At 68.6% G+C, this 17,501-nt stretch carries 15 protein-coding genes, 1 tRNA gene and 3 pseudogenes; 8 read left to right on the forward strand and 11 right to left on the reverse strand.

What is annotated here, in order from left to right; translation table 11 throughout:
- A pseudogene (locus tag GVV04_RS33690) lies at positions 1-123 on the forward strand (transposase); the annotation flags it as partial.
- 397 nt (positions 124-520) lie between these two features.
- Here GVV04_RS33690 and GVV04_RS30750 read toward each other — a convergent pair.
- Positions 521-1,723, reverse strand: a complete 1,203-nt coding sequence (locus tag GVV04_RS30750) for an MFS transporter (RefSeq protein WP_161692522.1) — start codon at positions 1,721-1,723, stop codon at positions 521-523.
- A 96-nt stretch (positions 1,724-1,819) separates the two neighbouring features.
- Here GVV04_RS30750 and GVV04_RS30755 point away from each other — a divergent pair, with 96 nt between their 5' ends.
- The 3 genes from GVV04_RS30755 (at position 1,820) to GVV04_RS30765 (ending at position 4,794) form a co-directional block, all read left to right on the forward strand.
- Positions 1,820-2,425, forward strand: a complete 606-nt coding sequence (locus tag GVV04_RS30755) for a TetR/AcrR family transcriptional regulator (protein ID WP_161692523.1) — start codon at positions 1,820-1,822, stop codon at positions 2,423-2,425.
- Between the two features lie 23 nt (positions 2,426-2,448).
- A complete protein-coding gene (locus GVV04_RS30760; RefSeq protein WP_201754427.1) occupies positions 2,449-3,630 on the forward strand; it encodes a tyrosine-type recombinase/integrase in 1,182 nt (393 codons plus the stop codon).
- Between the two features lie 621 nt (positions 3,631-4,251).
- The gene (locus tag GVV04_RS30765; protein WP_161692524.1) at positions 4,252-4,794 is read left to right on the forward strand and encodes a hypothetical protein; all 543 of its coding nucleotides are present in this window, start codon (positions 4,252-4,254) and stop codon (positions 4,792-4,794) included.
- Positions 4,795-5,491: 697 nt separating this feature from the next.
- On the opposite strand, the gene GVV04_RS30770 is transcribed toward GVV04_RS30765, so the two are convergent.
- From GVV04_RS30770 to GVV04_RS30780, 3 genes are all read right to left on the reverse strand, one after another.
- Positions 5,492-6,271 (reverse strand): transposase family protein, encoded by a 780-nt coding sequence (locus GVV04_RS30770; RefSeq protein WP_328822666.1) that lies wholly within the window; start codon positions 6,269-6,271, stop codon positions 5,492-5,494.
- A 105-nt stretch (positions 6,272-6,376) separates the two neighbouring features.
- The gene (locus GVV04_RS30775; RefSeq protein ID WP_161692525.1) at positions 6,377-6,556 is read right to left on the reverse strand and encodes a hypothetical protein; all 180 of its coding nucleotides are present in this window, start codon (positions 6,554-6,556) and stop codon (positions 6,377-6,379) included.
- A gap of 573 nt (positions 6,557-7,129) precedes the next feature.
- A complete protein-coding gene (locus GVV04_RS30780) occupies positions 7,130-8,716 on the reverse strand; it encodes a polymorphic toxin-type HINT domain-containing protein (RefSeq protein ID WP_161692526.1) in 1,587 nt (528 codons plus the stop codon).
- Between GVV04_RS30780 and GVV04_RS30785 the strand changes: the two are divergent.
- From GVV04_RS30785 to GVV04_RS33700, 4 genes and pseudogenes are all read left to right on the forward strand, one after another.
- A pseudogene (locus GVV04_RS30785) lies at positions 8,715-9,292 on the forward strand (transposase); the annotation flags it as partial. The gene GVV04_RS30780 and the pseudogene GVV04_RS30785 sit on opposite strands and share 2 nt — an antisense overlap.
- A 98-nt stretch (positions 9,293-9,390) precedes the next feature.
- A complete protein-coding gene (locus GVV04_RS30790) occupies positions 9,391-10,296 on the forward strand; it encodes an IS3 family transposase (protein ID WP_161692527.1) in 906 nt (301 codons plus the stop codon).
- A gap of 14 nt (positions 10,297-10,310) precedes the next feature.
- Positions 10,311-10,691, forward strand: a pseudogene (locus GVV04_RS33695) (helix-turn-helix domain-containing protein); the annotation flags it as partial.
- A gap of 40 nt (positions 10,692-10,731) precedes the next feature.
- Positions 10,732-10,944, forward strand: coding sequence for a site-specific integrase (locus tag GVV04_RS33700; RefSeq protein WP_235967266.1), 213 nt, complete (start codon positions 10,732-10,734; stop codon positions 10,942-10,944).
- Positions 10,945-11,048: 104 nt separating this feature from the next.
- Here the strand turns inward: GVV04_RS33700 and GVV04_RS30805 are convergent.
- The 7 genes from GVV04_RS30805 to GVV04_RS30835 form a co-directional block, all read right to left on the reverse strand.
- Positions 11,049-11,122 (reverse strand) — tRNA-Pro (locus GVV04_RS30805).
- 193 nt (positions 11,123-11,315) lie between these two features.
- A complete protein-coding gene (der, locus tag GVV04_RS30810; protein WP_161692528.1) occupies positions 11,316-12,719 on the reverse strand; it encodes a ribosome biogenesis GTPase Der in 1,404 nt (467 codons plus the stop codon).
- Entirely contained in the window at positions 12,716-13,396 is a 681-nt protein-coding gene (gene cmk / locus GVV04_RS30815) for a (d)CMP kinase (protein ID WP_161692529.1), read from the reverse strand. The genes der and cmk overlap by 4 nt, the downstream gene beginning before the upstream one ends.
- A 184-nt stretch (positions 13,397-13,580) precedes the next feature.
- Complete coding sequence (locus GVV04_RS30820; protein WP_161692530.1) at positions 13,581-14,351, reverse strand: pseudouridine synthase; 771 nt, start codon at positions 14,349-14,351, stop codon at positions 13,581-13,583.
- Positions 14,338-15,333 (reverse strand): SMC-Scp complex subunit ScpB, encoded by a 996-nt coding sequence (gene scpB, locus GVV04_RS30825; RefSeq protein WP_161692531.1) that lies wholly within the window; start codon positions 15,331-15,333, stop codon positions 14,338-14,340. Before scpB ends, GVV04_RS30820 begins: the two co-directional genes overlap by 14 nt.
- Positions 15,330-16,343, reverse strand: coding sequence for a segregation and condensation protein A (locus tag GVV04_RS30830; protein WP_328822667.1), 1,014 nt, complete (start codon positions 16,341-16,343; stop codon positions 15,330-15,332). Before GVV04_RS30830 ends, scpB begins: the two co-directional genes overlap by 4 nt.
- An 88-nt stretch (positions 16,344-16,431) precedes the next feature.
- Entirely contained in the window at positions 16,432-17,355 is a 924-nt protein-coding gene (locus GVV04_RS30835; RefSeq protein WP_161692532.1) for a ParA family protein, read from the reverse strand.
- Positions 17,356-17,501: the final 146 nt, after the last annotated feature.

A 17,501-nucleotide genomic window follows, 5' to 3' on the forward strand; every position in this document is an offset into this window, starting at 1 on the left:
CGCAAGGTTCTCTACACCACCAACATCATCGAGAGCCTCAACGCCCGGTTCCGGCAGGCCGCCCGCAGGCGAGGGCACTTCCCGACCGAGCAGGCCGCGATGAAGGTCCTCTACCTCGTCGTCCAGCGAAACGTAAGGGCGGCGGGAGTATCACCGGCCGGGTCTACGGTTGGGCCAAGGCCCTCAACGCCCTGATCCTCGCCTACGGCGACCGGATCACCATCTAACAACCTCGATCACACCACAGGCCCAAACACGGAAATCGAGGCTCTGGCTCACTTTCGGTGGTCGCAGAGAGTGGCGGCCCATTCGCCCGGACGGCAGCACTGCCCAAATCTGCATTATCGGGGCAAAAGGCGTAGCGGATCCATGGTTGCCAGCCTTCACACGAAACCGGCCAGCCCTGAAGCACCGACGTCAGTGGCTCGCGTGCACGCCTGCGGCGCCGCTACAGAATGTAACCACCGAAAGCGAGCCAGAGCCGAAATCGACACACTCCCGCCCCTGGCCGAGAGTTTGGTTATCGCAGGTTCTTGTTGGTGCGGGCGCTCCAGACCGTGAGTGCGGCTGCCAGGGCGCAGGCGCCGCCGAGCCACAGAACAGCCTGGAGGGTGAGCGAGTCGACGATGACACCGCCGGTCAGCGCGCCGAGGCCGATCGACAGGTTGAACACCGCCACCCACAGGGCGGAGGCCGCTTCCACGGCTTGTGGCGCGGTCTTGATCATCCATGTTTGCAGGCTGACCGACACGCCGCCGAAGGCTAGGCCCCAGGCGATCAAGAGTGCGGCCCCGCCGACTGGTCCCCGGCCCAGCACCAGGTAGAGCGGCATCGCGGCAGCCAGGGTTACGGTGATTGCCAGCAGGGTTCGGTGCGGATTGCGGGCCAGCGCGGCGCCGGCGACGAAGTTGCCGACCATGCCCGCCAGCCCGAATCCGAACAGCAACGGGCCGACGAGTCGTTCATCGATCCCCGACAGCTTCTGAAGCGCCGGGCTCACGAAGGTGTAGGCCGAGAAGTGGCCGGTCACGATGAGGAATGTCGCAAGGATGCCGATGCGTACACCTGGGTTGCGGAACTGTTCGGCCAGCAGCCGCAGACGGACGGGCTGGGACGCGGCCAACGGCGGCAGCACGGTCAGCAGGGCGAGCAGCGCGACGAACGCCAGGGCGCTCAGCGTCGCGAAGGCGATGCGCCATCCGGAGAACTCGCCGAGCAGCGTGCCGAGCGGGACGCCGAACACGTTCGCGGCGCCGACGCCGCCGAAGATGATCGCGGTGGCCCGTGACACGTTCGCGGGGGCCACGAGTCGGACGGCCAGACCGCTGGCAACGGCCCAGAAGCCTCCGATCGCCACCCCGACCAGCACCCGGGAGGAGACCAGAATGGCGAAGGTCGGCGCCAGGGCCGAGGCCACATTGGCGAGCGTCATCAGCCCCATCAAGCCGAGCAGAAGCAGCCGCCGGTTCATTCCGCCGACGAGCATCGGAACCAGCGGTGCCGCGACCGCGGCGACCAGGCTGGGCACCGTCACCATCAGCCCGGCGGTCCCCTCGGAGACCGACAGCGCCGATCCCACGGCGGTCAGCAGCCCGATTGGTAGTTGCTCAGCGGTCACCAGCAGAAACGTTCCCAAGGCCACCGCGGTGACCGCCAGCCAGTGACTCCTCGGCGAGATCTGTTGGTCGCTCACCTGGGCGGCGGCCTCTTCTGTAGTCGTCACCGATACCTCCTCCACTCATTCAGGAACGATCGCTCCCATACACCGGTGGACCCTAGTATGGGAACGATCGATCCACAAGTCTGGTAGAGTGACGGCATGGGACGCCCCCGAGAGTTCGACGAGCAGGACGCCGTCATCAGGGCGACCGATCTGTTCTGGCGTCGCGGTTACAACGCCACCTCGGTGCGGGATCTGGGTACCGATCTCAAACTCACTCCCAGCAGCATGTACCGGACGTTCACCGACAAGCACACGCTGTTTCTGCGTGCGCTCGACCACTACCGGGCTACCGAGTCCGCGCAGGCCGAGCAACGGTTGGACGCCGCCGGCCGGCCGGTCCGCCAAGTACTGCGGGACTGGATGCTGTGGCTGGTCTCCTGCCCGTCCGACGGCGAGCCCGGTCGAGGCTGCTTCGTGGTCAACACCGCCACCGAACTCGGCACCACCGACGCCCAGGTCCGTCAGCGGACCGAGGCCGCCTTCGAGGTCACCCGGCAGGCACTGCGATCGCTTCTACACAACGGCCGTCACGATGGCGAGTTGCCCATCGGCCTCGACATCGACGCCACCGTGGAGCTGCTGTTCACCACGGTGCTCGGGTTGCGGGTACGGGAACGCGCCGGCCACGACTGCGCACGTCTGGCCACCGCGATCGACGCCGTGATTCAGGCTCTGGGGTTCACCTCCACACAACCTTCCTGACCACCAACACCAAGGGCCCAGCAGTGAGTACCTCGGACCCGATCAAGAAGATCATGCTTCGCAGCGGCAAGACCCGCTACCGGTTCGTCCTCGACCTCGGGCGCAAGCCGGACGGACGTCGTGACCAACGCACCTACACCTTCGACACCAGGAAGGAAGCCAAGGCGGAGTACGCCCGGATCAAGCACGAGACCAACCGCGGCACATACGTCAAACCAGGCAAGATCACCGTCGTCGAGTTCCTCGACGAGTGGTTGACGTCCGCCACCCGCGATGTCGAGAAGGCCACCGCCGCGAACTACCGCGACGCCCTCCTACCGGTCCGGGCCCGCCTCGGCGGCAAGCCGCTCCAGGACGTCACCGAGGCCGACATCGAGGCACTGATCGACTGGATGCTGACGGAGGGCCGGCGACGTGGCGGCAAGCCGGGAACAGGGCTGGGTGTCCGATCGGTGCGCCTGACTCTCGGCCGGCTCCGGACCGCGCTGAACGTCGCGGTTCGCCGCCAGCTCGTGGTGCGGAACGTCGCAGCGTTCGTAACCATCCCCAGGTCACTGACGAAGGCCGCCGCTGAGGCGAGGGCAGAACGCAAGCCCTGGACTCAGGACGAGGTGAAGGCGTTCCTGGCCGGCATCACCGGCGAACGCTTACACGCCCCCTGCCTGCTGTCACTCATGGGCCTGCGACCCGCTGAGGTGTGTGGGCTGCGCTGGTCCGATGTCGACTTCGAGGCCGGCACGATCGCCGCCGGGGAGAACACGCGGACGCTCGTCGACAGCGAGATCGAAGAGAAGGAGGCCAAGTCGGCGGCCGGCAAACGCGGCCTACCGATGCCTACCACAGTCACGAAGGCCCTGAAAGCACTCCAGACGCTGCACAAGAAAGAACGACTGAAGGCGGGCGATGCCTACGTCGACAGCGGCTACGTCCTGGTCAACGAACTCGGCCAGCCGCAGCGCACCGACTGGTTCCGCCGCCGGGTGTACGACCTGATGGCCAAGGTCGGGGTCCGCAAGGTTCGACCCTACGACGCGCGGCACGCCTGCCTGACCTACCTCGCCGGCGCTGGAGTGCCCGACGTCGTGCTGGCGGCCTGGGCCGGTCACGCGGACGGCGGCACGCTCGCCAAACGGGTCTACGTCCACCCCGACAGCAGCCACCTGAAGGTGGCGGCCGAGCACCTCGAATCAGGGCTGTTCGGGTGACTCCAGCGCCCGAAATTCAGCAGTACGCGCGTACGTGATGAATTGTGAGACGGAACAGCAAGAAGGCCTCAACCCACCGAAGTGAATCAAGGCCCTGACCTGCTGTTTTACTGTCGGGACGGCCGGATTCGAACCGACGACCCCTTGACCCCCAGGACGCTTCGTCACACGTCCACGCACGTCACGCCCGCTATCCCCAAGATCAGGCCGTGCGGTCGACGTCGTGCCGCGCACCATCGCGCAGGCCGTGTGGTCCCCATCTGGTCCCCAGGCGCTGACGCAACCTTGGCGACCGCAACACGCGATTTAGAAGTGTGGACACGGGCGAAAGTCGCTCGGCAGCGACCTGGCTTGACCCTGCTTCGCCGTGCTGGCCACCACGTCCAGGAGCTGACCGCCGTCGCCCATCCCAACGAGCACGCAACGGGCACGGCGGGATCGAACCGGTCGCGCTCGAACCGTCAGTTTTCAGGCGGAGCCGACATCAATCGGGTGTGATGCCCGAAACGCCTGCGGCCGGCGGGCGGTCTGGTTGCATCTCGTGCCCGCTCGTGCCCCTTCCAGGGACACCGTTACTGGCCCGTGGATGGCCCGTCGATCCTGGGCGGTACCGTCGCTGACGTGCAATCCGATCGCGCTCTGCTGGATCAAATCCGCGCTACGCCGTGGATCGCGGCTCTGTTGGCGCGGTTGTTCGACTTCGATGTCTCGCGGGCGGCATACGGGCCGGTTGAGCCGGTCCACCTGGCCGGCGGTGAATCCCTTGAGATGATCGCCGGGGATGCCTCTGGCGGAGCCTTCATGTTGGTCGGCTCAGGTAGTCAGCGACTAGTCGTGTACGTCGGGTCGGAAGGCGAGGGCGGGCTAATCGCCACGTCCCTGCGTGATGCGCTGGCACTCGTCATTGGCCTGTCCGGTCTCCACGACGCGACCGCAAAACCGTTCGGTGATGATGGCAGCCAGCTACGGGACTGGCTGGCCCAGGCAGACCACTACATCCGCGCTGACTGGTCGCAGCTCGACATGGAACGGGACCGGCTCCGGGAAGCACTGGATCTACCGGCCGCAAACGAGCTCTTGGCCGCACTGCACGCAGCGGCGGCCGACGAGCACTATCGCCCGATCAGCGACGCTGGCGAACGCTACAGGTCAATGCTTGAGTAGCCATGCGGGCCTGGCTGGAAAGCGGCGGCATCTCTGAGGAGGGTCGGGGTTCGGGGCGGAGCCCCGAGGTCTTCCGATCCTGCGACTCCCAAGCATGGCCGGCCGGCCCGGCCGATGCCGGCCGGAGGTCGCCAGCAGGCCGGGGCCGGGCCGGCGCGGCCCGCCTGCGGGTCGCCTTGATGCAGACAGCGAACGATTCAGCAGGCATCCCGGCTGGATGCTTGGGACTTGACCAGCGGTCAAGGAGCGCCACGTACCGCCAGCTTGACCGATCTTGGTCCCCAGACGCCAAGAAGGGCCAATCCGAGTCCCGGATTAGCCCTCTGACCTGCGTCGGGACGGCCGGATTCGAACCGACGACCCCTTGACCCCCAGTTTTACAACGATTCTGTCACGCCATGCCGGAGCAGCCCTTTACGTCTTTGAAAGCGGACAGAACGGTATCACTCATGACGCCCTTTGCTGGCCCATGTGGGGCACTCCGCAGCCCGAAGTCCCTCCTCGTTACCGGGCCCGTTACGGCGGACTGTCAAGAGTCGAACCTGCCATTGAGTCCATCAGCCATCTTGCACGGCACACCCTGCAAGCCATCCTAGGACAACTGCAACTATCCCCCGGCACCACCGACGACTCCCGACCGAGGCGTTGCTTGGGGCCAGCGCCGAGAACGGGTACGGCAAGCGACACTGAGCCCTTTTCATCGTGGGTTTCGGCTGGTGTGGATGTGATGTAGGACGAGGATGGCCTGGACGATCGCGGTGGCGCGTCGGGGGCAGCAGCGGAGTTTGGCCAGGGCTTCCAGCCTTTGAGGGTGGCGACGGCGCGTTCGCCGAGGGCCCGGATCTTGGCGTGGTGGCGGTTGACGGTCTTGCCGGCGGGATAGTCGGGGCCGGTGACGGTGCCGCTTGAACGGCGTGCGGACGCTGCCGCCAGCGCCCTGGTATGCCTTGTCGGCGAACGTCATGACGTTCGCGCTGGTCAGGGCGTCGATAAGGTCGTGGGTGCGGGCGGCGGTCAGGTCGTGCAAAGTGCCAGGGAGGGCGGGCGATGCCCAGATCAGGCGGCCGGCGCAGTCCGCGATGACCTGCACGTTCATCCCGTGGCGTTTGTGTTTGCCGGAGTAGTACGGCCTCTGGTCCGCGACCCGGTCGATCGGGATGAGGGTGCCGTCGAGAATCGTGTATGCGAGCCGGCCGATGCGGCGCATGGCTGCGTTCAGGTCCTCGGCGTGTACGGCGAGCAGGTCGATGGCTTCCCGGACGTACCGCCAGGCCGTGGTGACGCTGACCGCGAAACCGCAGGCCAGGCGGGTGATGGTGTCACCGTTGCGGAGATGGGCCAGGGCAAGCAGGGCCTGCCGGCCGGCGTCGAGGCGCCACCACCGCCCGCGGCGCCGAGCGCGTTCGGCACGAATGAGGTCGGCCAGGTGATTCAGGGTCCGGCTGGACAGCGCGATCGCGGACGGGTAAGACAGCACAGCGAGGCTCCCGGTTGGGGCATCGGATCTTGGTCGACTGCTGTCTTACCGGGAGCCTCGTCCTATGTCGACACGGGCTCCTCGCACCCACCGTGACCAACACCATCACGATGAAAAAGCCTCAATAGTGCGGTAGTTGAGGGTGAGCCGCTGGTTGTTGAAGTGGTCGCTGTGTTCGTTGACTACGGCCAGGGCGTGCCGCTCGCTGTAGATCGGCACGTGGTCGGTGCGCTCTTCGCGGAGGCGGCGTGCCCTGGTCGCCGAGGGCGCGGACGACCTGTTCATCGCGGAGGACTCCCACCAGCGCATCTACGGCAATCGGATCCTCTTGGGCCGACATAGCATAAAATTGTCGGCCGCTCGCAGCGACCACACCAAGGCTGACAGCAGCGACCACCCAACCACGACCCAGCCACCAAAATCCCCCTGACAAGCCCGTACGGCGCCGACGACGGCTCGCTGGGCGTGATCAACGAATACCACCGGCAGCCTGAGCCGATCTTCAAAACACCAGGTCAAGGCCGTCGAGCCAGTTTTGGCACGGCACAGGGCTCAGCTGAGCATTTCCCACGCCCAGCCAAACCCATTTGATCACGTCACTCGACTTGACGAGACTCGCCGCGCCTCTCAGGGCCCTCACGATATTGGTCAAATATCGTGCACGCCCAATATTCAGGTTCCTCATGACCGATAAGGTCATCTGACCCAATTTCAACCGATGCCCAATGTTCGTTGAGAATGGCCAACGCGTCTGGGCTCGATATCCCATATATCCGCACCATCTCCTCAACGATCGACGAGACATACTCCCGCATGTCGTCGACGACGGGGAAGGCGAACTCGAACCTGTCCGTCACCTTAACCAACCAACCTTAGGAGCGCGGCCGCAGCGCCCGTGTGGAACGACAACTGCTGACCTATGAGCACTGGGGACTTCCCGCGCTTGAACGGCCCAACATTCGCAACCATCGGGCCTTGAACCCAATCAAATCCGTGCATGGGCGCCGAGCCGGTCCGTTGTCCGCGAACAAATTGATTATACGCGGCACCACCGTCGCCAGGGAAATCCAAACCGTTCAAGCCGTTAAGCGCCGAGCGGCTCGCCCGAAAATGAAGTACAGATCCATTCTTGCCATACCTACGTGCAGCCCAGTCCTCGGCCTGCGCCCTGTCGGTTGTTGTATAGAAGCCCTGCCCAAAGTCCTTATCCGAATTGGCGTACTGCGTATCCACGCCATTCTTTCGAATATTGTCTGCACCACCCGAACTTGTTCCATGGTATAGGTCGATCAGGTCATCGTCGCCATCACCGCAGTTGTGGACGAGGACTGGCTGGTCACCGGCGAGTACATAGTACGTGTGGATGTCGGCGACGGTGAGGTCATGCATCCGCTGGTTGCCGGTGAAGTTGTGTACTGCGGTGATCGTGACCTGGCGGCCGGGCCCGCCGCCGCCCATGCCGGCGCCGGTGCCGTCGCCCTCGAGGCGTTTGTCGTCGTGGACCAGCAGGCGGTGTCCGGCCTTGAGTTGGCCCGCGTTGACCCAGTGTTGTTCGGTCGCGTCCCAGAAGGGGTGGTTCTGGGTGGTCTTGAGGACTGTCTGCTTGCCCGACTTCGTGTCGCGGACGGTGACGTCGGTCAGGTCCCGGTCCTGGTTGATGTGGAGCTGGGTGATGCGTTTCGCCTCGGTCCTGCCGCTGTCCGGTTCGGTTGCCGCTACCTCGTCGCCGATGCTGAGGTCGGAGATGGGCCGGCTGCTGCCGTCGGCCAGCAGGACCAGGGTGGACGGAGCGAAGCTGTGACAGCCCGCCTCCTGCCTACGGGCCGGACCCGGGGCGGACGAGTTCCCGCCGGAGGATCGGCTGGCCGACCGTGCGGGCGAGCCGCCGCTACCGCCACTCTTCGTCGCCGCGGCTCGGGCCGAGGAGCCGCCACCGGCCTTCACCGCGCTGCCGCCGGGCATCCGGCTGCCGAGGCTGGGCAGGCGGCTGGCTGCGCCGCCGAGCGCCTTGGTACCGATAGCGCCGCCGAATCGTCCGAGTCCCGCCGACAGTGCGCCGTCGAGGCCGCCTTCGATCATGGTGCCGGCGAGGCCGCTCCAGGAGAATTCCTCATCACCGCGGGAGACGTCGACCATGAAGCCGGTGCCTGCGGCGAGTGCGCCGGCTGCGGCGCCGGCAAGGAGGAGGCAGCCGACGCCGGTGGCGCAGAGGGCGCCTATGGCGACGGTGGCGACCAGGCCCGCGGCCACGGTCGCGGCGAACCGCCAGGGATCCTTCTTGATGGCCTGGACTGTTGACTTGACGCTGTCGATGGTTTTCTTAACGGCCTTCTTGGCTGTCTCCTTGACACACTTGCCCACGCCCTTGGACATGCGGGACTGCACCCGGTTCGGTTGACTCCTGACCTGTGAGGATCTGTTCCTCGCTGGAAGGATGTCTGTCATGCCGAAAGCGTTCCCCCTGGAGTTCCGCCGTGACGTGGTCGCGGTCGCCCGCAAGGGTGAGGCCCCGATCACCCAGATCGCGAAGGACTTCGGGATCTCCGAGGCCTGTCTGCACCGCTGGCTCAAGCTCGCCGACGTCGCCGAGGGCGTCCGTCCCGGAACCACCAGTTCCGAGTCTGCGGAGCTGCGGGAGCTGCGCCGCAGGAACAAGGTGTTGGAGCAGGAGAACGAGATCCTGCGTCGAGCCGCGGCGTACTTCGCCAAGGAGATCTCCCCAAAATGACGTACCCGCTGGTCGGTGACCTGGCCGCGGACGGGATCCCCGTCGCGGTGACCTGCCGGGTGCTGGGATTCAGCAAGCAGGCCTACTACGCGTGGAAGAAGACCCCGGTCACCCGCCGGGACCTCGACGACGCGCATCTGATCAACGCTGCCCTCGACATCCACGCTGACGATCCGGCGTTCGGGTACCAGTTCATCGCCGATGAACTGCCCGCCCACGGCATCACCGCCGGCCGCAACCGGGTGGCCAGGTTGTGCTCACCGCAGCGCCTCTGGTCGGTGTTCGCCAAACGCAGTGTCAAGCCCGGGGTTTGATGGAGAGTTTGATGTTCCCCGGGTTTGGTGGAGTCGGTTTGGTTGACTTTCGTGCGTTTCGCTCGTTGAGGAGTGACGTGCCGAAAAGTTACCCACCCGAGTTCCGCCGCAAGGTCCTTGATCTACTGAAGGCCGGCCGATCGGTGGCCGACCTGGTCCGGGACCTGCAGATCAGCGACCAGACCGTCTATACCTGGCGGCGCCAGGAATTGATCGACACCGGGCAGCTACCCGGGATCACGTCGAGGGACCAGGTCGAGCTGGTCGCCGCGCGGCGTCGTATCGCCGAGTTGGAGACCGAACTCGCGGTCCACCGTCGTGCCGCCGAGTTGCTCAAGGAGGCGGTGCCCCCAAAAGGCCGGTACGCGGCCATCAAACAGATGGCCGCTGAGGGGTTGCCGGTGAACGTGTGTTGCCGCGTCTTGAGGGTGTCCGTGTCGGGCTACTACGCCTGGCTCGGCCGACCGCTGTCGGCGCGGGCGTTGCGGCACGCCTGGCTGATCGAGCGGATCCGCGCGGTCCACGTCGCGTCGCGAGGCGTGTACGGCGCAGGCCGGGTCCACGCGGAGCTGAGGCTCGGGCAGGGAATCGTGGTCGGCCACAACGCGGTGGAGATGTTGATGCGGCGGGCCGGGATCAAAGGCCTTCCCCACCGACGGCGTCCCCGGCCAAAGCATCAAACTCCGACCGCGGCGGACCTGGTCAACCGCGACTTCAGCCGTGTGGAGCCCAACCGGCTCTGGGTTACCGACATCACCGAGCACCCGACCAGGGAGGGCAAGGTCTACTGCGCGGTCGTGCTGGACACCTACTCGCGGAAGGTCGTCGGCTGGTCAATCGACGCCACGCAAACCGCCACCCTCCACCCTGGTCACCAACGCGCTGGGCATGGCGATCAGCAACCGCCAACCGCAACCGGGCACGATCATCCACTCGGATCACGGAGTTCAGGGCGGATTCCAGTGGTCGTCGCAACACCCTAATCGAGGGGTGTGCCATGGGAAGACCTGCGGGCTGGACGACGACGGTGACGGGAAGGCCGGCGATGCGGTCGCCGGGTCGGCCAGGTGTGAACGAGCATCGGGAGGTGCGGCGGCAGTTCTGGCGGCGGATCGCTGAGGGTCTGTCGAGCGAGGAGGCCGCGGCGGCGTGTGGTGTGTCGCAGTCGGTGGGTGGGCGCTGGTTTCGTCAGGGTGGCGGTATGTCGCCTTTATCGCTGAGACCTCTGTCGGGCCGCTACCTGTCCTTCGCCGAACGCGAGGAGTCCGCCCTGCTCAAAGCTCAGGGCGAAGGCGTGCGGGAGATCAGCCGGGCGGTGGGCAGTGACGCATCGACGATCTCGCGGGAACTGCGCCGCAACGCTGCTACACGGGTGGGCGCGCGCACCGACTGGCCGCACCGCCAGGTGTACCGAGCTGATGGCCAAACTCGGGATGCGCAAGGTCCGGCCGTACGACGCCCGGCACGCCTGCCTGACATACCTCGCCGGGGTCGGCGTCCCCGACGTCGTGCTCGCCGCCTGGGCCGGCCACGCGGACGGCTGCACGCTCGCCAAGCGGGTCTACGTCCACCCCGACAGCGGCCACCTCGATGTGGCCGCCGACCACCTGGAAACAGGGCTGTTCGGGTGACGCCAGGACCACAGATTGAAACAGTACGAGCGTACGTGAGACGGAACAGCGAAAGAGCCCTGATCCGAGTAGGTGAATCAAGGCTCTGACCTGCTGAAACTCTGTCGGGACGGCCGGATTCGAACCGACGACCCCTTGACCCCCAGTCAAGTGCGCTACCAAGCTGCGCCACGTCCCGATTGCTCCCGCGCGGCGTTTCCTTCCCGCGATAGCCGATACAGCTTAACCCACGATCTTCCCCGCGCCCGCATCGGCCCCGCCTACTTCGGCGCCACCCCACACCCCGCAAAGCGTCCTAGGAGGGTGGGTGGGGACGGAAAAGCCGGGCGGGGCACTGGGCCCTGCCCGGCTTCAGGCCGTACGACGAAGGGTCAGCCGTGTGCCTTGCCCCGGCCGCCCGGGCCGAGCTTCTTGCGCGGGCGTACCGAGATCTCCACCGGGCTGCCCTCGAAGCCGAACTCCTCGCGGAGCTTGCGCTCGACGAAGCGCTGGTAGCCGGCGTCCAGGGGCGCGGTGGTGAAGAGCACGAACCGCGGCGGGGCGACGCCCGCCTGGGTGGCGAAGAGGATCTTCGGCGCCCGCCCGCCGCGCACCGGGTGCGGGGTGGCCTGCACCAGCGCGGTCAGCCACTGGTTGAGCTGGGCGGTCGGCACCCGGGTCTCCCAGCTCGCCAGGGCCTTGCGCAGCGACGGGGCGAGCTTGTCGACCGCGCGGCCGGTCATCGCCGACAGGTTGAGCCGCAGCGCCCACGGGATGCGGCGCAGCTCCCGCTCGATCTCCTTGTCCAGGTAGTACCGGCGGTCGCCGTCGACCAGGTCCCACTTGTTGAAGGCGATCACCAGCGCCCGGCCGGACTCGGTGACCATGGCCAGGATCCGCTGGTCCTGCTCGCTGATCGGCTCGCTGGAGTCGAGCAGCACCACCGCCACCTCGGCGGCCTCGATCGCCCCGGCGGTCCGCAGGCTGGCGTAGTACTCGGTGCCGCTGGCCCTGCCGACCCGCTTGCGCAGCCCGGCCGTGTCCACCAGCTGCCAGGTCTCCCCGCCGATGGTGACCAGGCTGTCCACCGGGTCGACGGTGGTGCCGGCGACCGCGTCGACGACCGCCCGCTCCTCGCCGGAGAACCGGTTGAGCAGGCTGGACTTGCCGACGTTGGGGCGGCCGACCAGGGCCACCCGGCGCGGCCCGCGCGGGCGGTTCTCCTCGATGGGCGGCGCCTCGGGCAGCGCCTCCAGGATCTTGTCGAGCAGGTCGCCGGAGCCCCGGCCGTGCAGCGCGGAGACCGGGTACGGCTCACCGAGGCCGAGGGACCACAGCGAGGTCGCCTCCATCTCGATGGCGGTGTTGTCGGCCTTGTTGGCCACCAGGATGACCGGCTTGGCGCTGCGCCGCAGCATCTTCACGGCGGCCTCGTCCACGTCGGTGGAGCCGACCATCGCGTCGACCACGAAGATCACCACGTCGGCGGTGGCAACGGCGATCTCGGCCTGCGCGGCGATCGCCGCGGCCCGGTCCTTCGCGTCGGGTTCCCAGCCGCCGGTGTCCACGACGGTGAACGCCCGGCCGGTCCACTGCGCGTCGTAGGGGACCCGGTCCCGGGTCACCCCGGGGACGTCCTCCACGACCGCCTGGCGGCGGCCGATGATCCTGTTCACCAGGGTGGACTTGCCGACGTTGGGGCGGCCCACCACGGCCACCACCGGCACCGGGCCGGCCGGCTCCTCGGCGTCGAGGTCCGGAGCGCGCAGCTCCGTCCAGCTCTCGTCCGTGGTCATGCCACTCCCCGTTCGGTCAGCAGTGCGCGCAGCCGGTCGACGACCTCGTCGATGCCCAGCTCTGTGGTGTCCAGCACCACCGCGTCGGCCGCCTGCTGCAACGGGTCGGCCTTGCGGGTCGAGTCGAGCTGGTCCCGGCGGGCCAGGTCGGCGGCCGTGGCGGCCACGTCGGCGGCGTCCTCGGCGCTGCGCCGCTGGGCACGGGCCACCTCGGAGGCGGTCAGGTAGACCTTCAGGTCCGCGTCCGGCGCGACGACCGAGCCGATGTCCCGGCCCTCCACCACGATCCGGCCGGCCTTGGCGATCAACTCCCGCTGCCGGGACACCAGGAGCGCTCGCACCGACGGCACGGCGGCCACGGCGGAGACCGCGGCGGTGACCTCGGGGCCCCGGATCTCCCGGTCGACGGTCACCCCGTCGACGGTCACCCCGTACCCCTGGGGATCGGTGCCGATGCGCAGGTCGACCTCAGCGGCGACCTTGCCCACGGCGGCGGCGTCGGTCAGGTCGACCCCGGAGCGCAGCACCGCCCAGGTGATCGCCCGGTACATCGCGCCGGTGTCCAGATAGCGGGCACCGAGCCCGGCGGCGAGCCGCCGGGAGACGGTGGACTTACCCGAACCGGACGGCCCGTCCACAGCTACCACGCAGCGCCCGGCCCGTACGTTTTCCTCCACCGTGATCCTCCTCAGCCCGTGCCTCGCGGGGCCCGGCGGCCCGTCGCGAGCGGTTGTCGTCGTCAATCATGCCCGCGGCCCACTTTCGGCCGCGCGCGACGCCGCCGGTGGCGACCCACGCCACCGCACGCCCCGCCCGGGGCGCCACGGAAGCCTACCGGTCGTGGTACCCCGCACTGCGGGGTCAGTCACCCACGGCCTTGAACAGCGCGGCGACCTCCGCGTTGGTGAGCCTGCGGGTCCGCCCGGCGCGCAGGTCGCCGAGGCGGATCGGCCCGATCGCGGTACGCACCAGCCGGGCCACCGGGTGCCCGACCTCGTCCAGCAGACGCCGGACGATGTGCTTGCGCCCCTCGTGCAGGGTCAGCTCCACCTGGGCGGTCTTGCCCAGGGTGTCCACCAGCTTGAAGGAGTCCACCGTCACAGGGCCGTCCTCCAGCTCGATCCCGGCCGCCAGCCGCCTGCCGAGGCTGCGCGGGATCGGCCCGGCCACCTCGCACAGGTACGTCTTCGACACCCCGTACGACGGGTGCATGAGCCGGTGGGCGAGGGTGCCGTCGTTGGTGAGCAGCAGCAGGCCCTCGCTGTCCGCGTCGAGCCGCCCGACGTGGTAGACCCGCTGCTCCACCCGGTTGCTGATGAAGTCCGACAGCGCGGCGCGGCCCTTCTCGTCCGCCATGGTGGAAACCACCCCGCGTGGCTTGTTCATCGCCAGGTACACCAGGCGGGTGTCGACCTGGAGGCGCTCGCCGTCGACGTGGATGACGTCGCTGGTCGGGTCGGCCCGGTCGCCGAGCTGGGCCACCCGGCCGTTCACCGTGACCTGCCGGCGGAAGATCAGGTCTTCGCAGGCACGCCGGGAGCCCACGCCGGCGGCGGCCAGCACCTTCTGGAGGCGTTCGGCCCCCTCGAAGACGGGCGCGTCGGGTTTGGGGGCACGTTCATCGCGTGGCATCGGCAAGCTCTTCTACGTCGTCGGGGAGGAACGGGGCGAGTGGCGGCAGCTCGTTGACGGAGTTCAGCCCCAGCTTTTCCAGGAACATCGTGGTGGTCCGGTAGAGGAACGCCCCGCTGTCCGGTTCGGTGCCGCACTCCTCGACCAGGCCGCGGGAGACCAGCGTACGGATCACCCCGTCGCAGTTGACACCCCGGATGGCCGAGATCCGCGACCGGGTCACCGGCTGCTTGTACGCCACCACGGCCAGTGTCTCCAGCGCCGCCTGGGTCAGCCGGACCGACTGCCCGTCCAGGACGAACCGCTCGACGTACGTAGCGTATTCCGGCCGGGTGTACAACCGCCAGCCGCCGGCCGCCCGGCGCAGCTCGAAGCCGTGCCCGGCGGCGGTGTAGCCGGCCGCGATGTCGTCGAGCACCGGGCCGATCCGCTCGGGAGACTGCTCCAGCACCTGGGCGAGGGTCAGCTCAGCGACCGGCTCGTCCACCACCAGCAGGATCGCCTCCAACGCGCCGCGCAGCTCCGCGTCGTCGAGCACCACGGCCGGCGGCGGCTCGGGTGCCCTCCGCCGGCCCCGCCTCGGCGCGCCTCCCTCAGGAGCAGCACCGCCGACCCCGTCACCGCCAACGGCCCCGCCACCCGCTCCGCCAACTGCTCCGCCTGCCGCGAGGTCCTCGGCGGCGGCCACGTCCGCTCCGGCGGTGTCCGCGTCGTCCCCCGGTGCGCCCGCGTCTGCGCCCCTGGGCGGTTCCGCCCCCTGGCGGTGCCGATCCGCGCCCGGTTCCGCTGCCGCAGCGACCCCGTCGGAGATCTTGGAGGGATTCGGCCCTCCGGGGGGCCGTTTGCTTCCAAGATCTTCCGGAGTCTGGGCGGGGCCGACCGGTGCGGGGGGTTCCGGGCGGGGCTGGGCGGGGCGGTCCCAGGGCGGGACCCAGGCGGCGGCCTGGTCGGCCAGGGAGTCGGGGCGTTCCTCTTCGCTCATTCCGATCGCTCCTCCGTCGTCGCCTCGTCCTCCGCCTCGTCCTCCGCCTCGTCCCGCGACCCGCCCTGCGCCTCGCCGGCTCCGTCGCGCGGCACAGCGACCGGCACACGCGGCACAGCAACCGGCACAGCAACCGGCTCGGCGACCGGCTCGGGCGGGGTGCCGGCGTACTCGTCGACGTGCAGGTCGGCGGCTCCGTCGACGGGGCCGGTCCAGCGGACCGTCAGCTCCTCCAGGGCCTGCTCCTGCACGAAGGAGACCAGGCCCTCCCGGTACAGCTCCAGCAGGGCCAGGAACCGGGCCACCACCTCCAGGGTGGCCTCGCAGTCGACGCAGAGCAGCGAGAAGGTCGCGGTGCCGGCCCGGCGCAGCCGCTCGGCGAGGATCGCGGCGTGCTCGCGGACGCTGACCCGGACCATGTGCACGTGCGCGATGGACACCTCGGGCGCCGGCTTCGGGGTCATCGCCCTGACGGCGATCCGGAGCAGCCGCTCCGGGCCGATGCCGAGGACCAGGTCGGGCAGCGCCTCGGCGTACCGGGGCTCCAGGGTCACCGCCCGGGGGTACCGCCGACCGCCGACCGCCTCCAGCGCGGCGATGTGCGCCGCCGCCTCCTTGTACGCCTTGTACTGCAACAGCCGGGCGAAGAGCAGGTCCCGCGCCTCCAGCAGGGCGAGGTCCTCCTCGTTCTCCACCTCGGCGGCGGGCAGCAGCCGGGCCGCCTTCAGGTCGAGCAGGGTGGCCGCGATCAGCAGGAACTCGCTGGCCTCGTCCAGGTCCCACTGGTCGCCCATGGCCCGGATGTACGCGATGAACTCGTCGGTGACCCGGTGCAGGGCCACCTCGGTGACGTCGAGCTTGTGCTTGCCGATCAGTTGCAGCAGCAGGTCGAACGGGCCGGTGAAGTTGTCCAGCCGGACGGTGAACCCGGTCGCCGCGCCGGCGTCGACGGCCGCCCCGGCCCCGGCGGGCGGGAGGGTGGCGGGCGGGTCGAGGGGCGGGGCGGTCACCGGACGACCGTAGTCCACGCTCCCCGGGCCCCGGCGGGAAGGCACGCCCCGGATCGGGGGCGCACGCTGGGACGACGGCGCACGGGGGCTACCGCTCCGCCTGCTGGGCGATCACCTCGCGGGCGAGCTGGCGGTAGTTGCGGGCGCCGGACGAGGCCGGGTCGAGGGTGGTGATGGGGGCACCGGCCACCGTGGACTCCGGGAACTTCACCGTCTTGGTGATCACCGTCTGGTAGACCTTGTCGCCGAACGCCTCGACCACCCGCTGGAGCACCTGCCGGCAGTGGGTGGTGCGGCTGTCGTACATGGTGGCGAGGATGCCCTCCAACTCCAGGTCGAAGTTGAGCCGCTCGCGCACCTTGTCGATCGTGTCGAGCAGCAGGGCCACGCCCCGGAGGCTGAAGAACTCGCATTCGAGGGGGATGAGCACGCCGTGCGCGACGGTCAGCGCGTTGATCGCCAGCAGGCCCAGCGAGGGCTGGCAGTCGATCAGGACGTAGTCGTACTCCTTGCGGATGCTGCGCAGCACCCGGGCCAGGGCCATCTCCCGGGCGACCTCGTTGACGAGCTGTATCTCGGCGGCGGAGAGGTCGATGTTGGCCGGCAGCAGGTGCAGGCCGGCCACGTCGGTCTTGATCAGGACGTCCTCGGCGGTGACGTCGTCCTGCATCAGCAGGTTGTAGACCGACAGGTCGAGGTTGTGCGGGTTGACCCCGAGCCCCACCGAGAGGGCGCCCTGCGGGTCGAAGTCGACCAGCAGCACCTTGCGGCCGTACTCGGCCAGAGCGGCGCCCAGGTTGATGGTGGTGGTGGTCTTGCCGACCCCACCCTTCTGGTTGGCCATCGCGATGATCCGGGCCGGCCCGTGCCGGTCTGTGGGCATCGGCTCGGGGATCGGCTTGCGCATCGTGTAGGCCGCCGGGTCCGCCGGACCGAGACCCGCACCGAGCGTGGCCTGCTGCTCGCGGAGCTCCGACGTCCAGGTCTCGGCACGGTCACCGTTGCCAGCCATGTCCTCGTTGCCCCCTCCCGACGACCACCCGGTGTCGGAGCCGTCCGACGTCCCTCGCGGCGCCGCGGCGCACCCCGGTCATCCACCCCGCGAGGTCCGCGCCATGCCGACTGTACGCCACCGGCCAGCAGGTCGATCGGCACCGG

It is taken from the genome of Micromonospora rubida, from assembly GCF_009908295.1.
Taxonomy (GTDB): domain Bacteria; phylum Actinomycetota; class Actinomycetes; order Mycobacteriales; family Micromonosporaceae; genus Micromonospora; species Micromonospora rubida.

Bases quoted from the DNA above. Each gene is read 5' to 3' on its own strand.
- scpB (WP_161692531.1), bottom strand. From the start codon at position 15,333: ATGAGCGAAGAGGAACGCCCCGACTCCCTGGCCGACCAGGCCGCCGCC.
- GVV04_RS30835 (WP_161692532.1), bottom strand. From the start codon at position 17,355: ATGGCTGGCAACGGTGACCGTGCCGAGACCTGGACGTCGGAGCTCCGC.
- der (WP_161692528.1), bottom strand. From the start codon at position 12,719: ATGACCACGGACGAGAGCTGGACGGAGCTGCGCGCTCCGGACCTCGAC.
- GVV04_RS30820 (WP_161692530.1), bottom strand. From the start codon at position 14,351: ATGCCACGCGATGAACGTGCCCCCAAACCCGACGCGCCCGTCTTCGAG.
- GVV04_RS30775 (WP_161692525.1), bottom strand. From the start codon at position 6,556: ATGAACAGGTCGTCCGCGCCCTCGGCGACCAGGGCACGCCGCCTCCGC.
- GVV04_RS30780 (WP_161692526.1), bottom strand. From the start codon at position 8,716: ATGACAGACATCCTTCCAGCGAGGAACAGATCCTCACAGGTCAGGAGT.
- GVV04_RS33700 (WP_235967266.1), top strand. From the start codon at position 10,732: ATGGCCAAACTCGGGATGCGCAAGGTCCGGCCGTACGACGCCCGGCAC.
- GVV04_RS30755 (WP_161692523.1), top strand. From the start codon at position 1,820: ATGGGACGCCCCCGAGAGTTCGACGAGCAGGACGCCGTCATCAGGGCG.